Below are 2,047 nucleotides of genomic sequence, written 5' to 3'. Positions count from 1 at the left end.
TCGCGCCGCGCCGCGCAGCTGCGCCGAGACGCCGTCTGACCCTTCAAAACTTTCGAACAGCTTGGCCATGTCGCCCGCCAGCCGCTCGCCCTTTTGCATCGCGGCGCGCTCACCCGCCAACTCCTCTTCTTCGCCCGGCTGCGGCGCGAAGGCGGTGAGCTCGGCGAGATTGTGTTCGAGCAGATCGCGGTCGCGCAACGCAGTATCGATGGCAGCCTCGGCTTCGGTAAAAGCGCGCTCGGCGGCCTGCCATGTCCGCCATGCCGCCTGAACCCCCGCGACATCGCAATCCCCAAAGGCATCGAGCAGATCGCGGTGGCCCTTGGGGTTGATCAGGCCCCGGTCATCATGCTGGCCGTGGATTTCCACGAGCAATGCACCAAGATCGCGCAGCAGACTGGCCGACACCGGCTGATCATTGACGAACGCCCGGCTGCCGCCATCGGCGCGCACCTGCCGCCGGATGAGCATCGGCTCGCCCGGCTCGTGGGCAATCTCGCCATCAGCAAGGATCGCGGCGACGGCGGTATTGCCGCCGACATCGAACCCGGCGATCACCAGCGCGCGTTCTGCCCCCTGCCGCACCAGCCCGCTGTCCGCGCGAGCGCCGAGCGCCAGTCCAAGTGCATCAAGCAGGATCGATTTGCCTGCCCCGGTCTCTCCGGTCAGCACGCCCAGCCCCGCATCGAACTCAAGGTCGAGCGCCTCGATCAGCACAAGATCACGAATGGCGAGCGAGAGCAGCATGACCCTGCTTTAGAGCAGGAAGGGACAAAGGGGGAACTGGTTTTTTGTGCCCGCGCAAGGCGCACACACAGGCCGGGTCAGACGACCGAACCGCCGTGCTTTTCCATCAGCTTGAACGCCTTTTCATACCATTCAGAGCCCGGATAGTTATTGCCCAGCACCGCTGCCGAGCGCTTTGCCTCCATCGGGATGCCAAGCGCCAGATAGCATTCGGTCAGACGATACAGGGCTTCAGCGGTATGGCTGGTGGTCTGGTATTTCTCAACAACCTCGCGGAACCGCAATGTGCCCGCCAACCAGTTCGAGCTGCGCTGGTAATAGCGGCCGATTTCCATTTCCTTGCCCGCAAGGTGATCGTTGACCAGATCGATCTTCAACCGCGCATCGGATGCATAGCGGGTGCTGGGGTAACGCCGCATGACCTCGCCCAGCGACGCCAGCGCCTGTTCGGTGATCTTCTGGTCGCGGGTCACATCGCTGATCTGCTCATAATAATTGAGCGAAATCAGGTAATAGGCGTACGGCGCGTCCTTGTTGCCGGGGTGGATCGAGAGGAACCGCTGGGCGGACTGGATCGACTTGTTGTGATCCTTCGCCAGATAATAGCTGAACGCGCTCATCAGCTGCGCGCGGCGCGCCCAGGGCGAATAAGGGTGCTGGCGTTCGACTTCGTCGAACAGCTCTGCGGCGATCTTGTTCTGGCCGCGATCCAGCCGGTCCTTCGCCGCCATATACAGCGTGCTGACATCGCGCGCGATATAGTTGGTGTTGACCTTGTTTTTGTTGCCAGCACAGCCGGACAGCAGCACCAGCGCGCCCGCGCTTGCGAGGATGAGTTTAATCGCCTTGTTCATGGCCGCAATCCTTATCGGCTAACCGCCCAAGCGCCAAGCGCAAATGAAACAGGGCGGCAAGGTTTCCCATACCGCCCGTTCGCTAGATTTTATCGGCTGTATCCGGCATGAACCGCGATTCCCCATCCTTTAGGGGAGGTGGCCGCCTGCAAGGCTGACGGAGGGGAAGCGGCCAGACGCATCGATCAGATCGAGGCATAATCTCGCTTCCCCTCCACCGCTAATGCGGTCCCCCTCCCCGTGTCGGGGAGGATTTTTAGCTCAATTATCGCCGGTGATGAAGTCGGGCAGGCCCACATCGGGGGCTTCGCCGCCTTCCGGACGACCGCGACCACGGCCACCGCCGGAGCGATCACCGCCACGATCACCGCCGCCTGAGCGCTCACCACCGCGTCCACGGCCACCGTCACCATCACGGCGCGGACGCCGGTCACCACGGTCGCCGC

General features: G+C 63.0%; 3 protein-coding genes. All 3 read right to left on the bottom strand.

The features are described from left to right. Positions 1-747, bottom strand: a 747-nt coding sequence (locus ACEW8G_RS03020) for an AAA family ATPase (protein ID WP_373486967.1), incomplete at its 3' end; no start/stop codon positions are given. A gap of 77 nt (positions 748-824) precedes the next feature. Continuing rightward, a complete protein-coding gene (locus ACEW8G_RS03015) occupies positions 825-1,601 on the bottom strand; it encodes an outer membrane protein assembly factor BamD (RefSeq protein WP_373486966.1) in 777 nt (258 codons plus the stop codon). A gap of 261 nt (positions 1,602-1,862) precedes the next feature. Continuing rightward, positions 1,863-2,047, bottom strand: a 185-nt coding sequence (locus tag ACEW8G_RS03010) for a hypothetical protein (protein ID WP_373486965.1), incomplete at its 5' end; no start/stop codon positions are given.

It is taken from the genome of Blastomonas sp. (assembly GCF_041747255.1).
Classification (GTDB): Bacteria; Pseudomonadota; Alphaproteobacteria; order Sphingomonadales; family Sphingomonadaceae; genus Blastomonas.
This window is presented reverse-complemented; position numbering and strand designations above follow the sequence as displayed.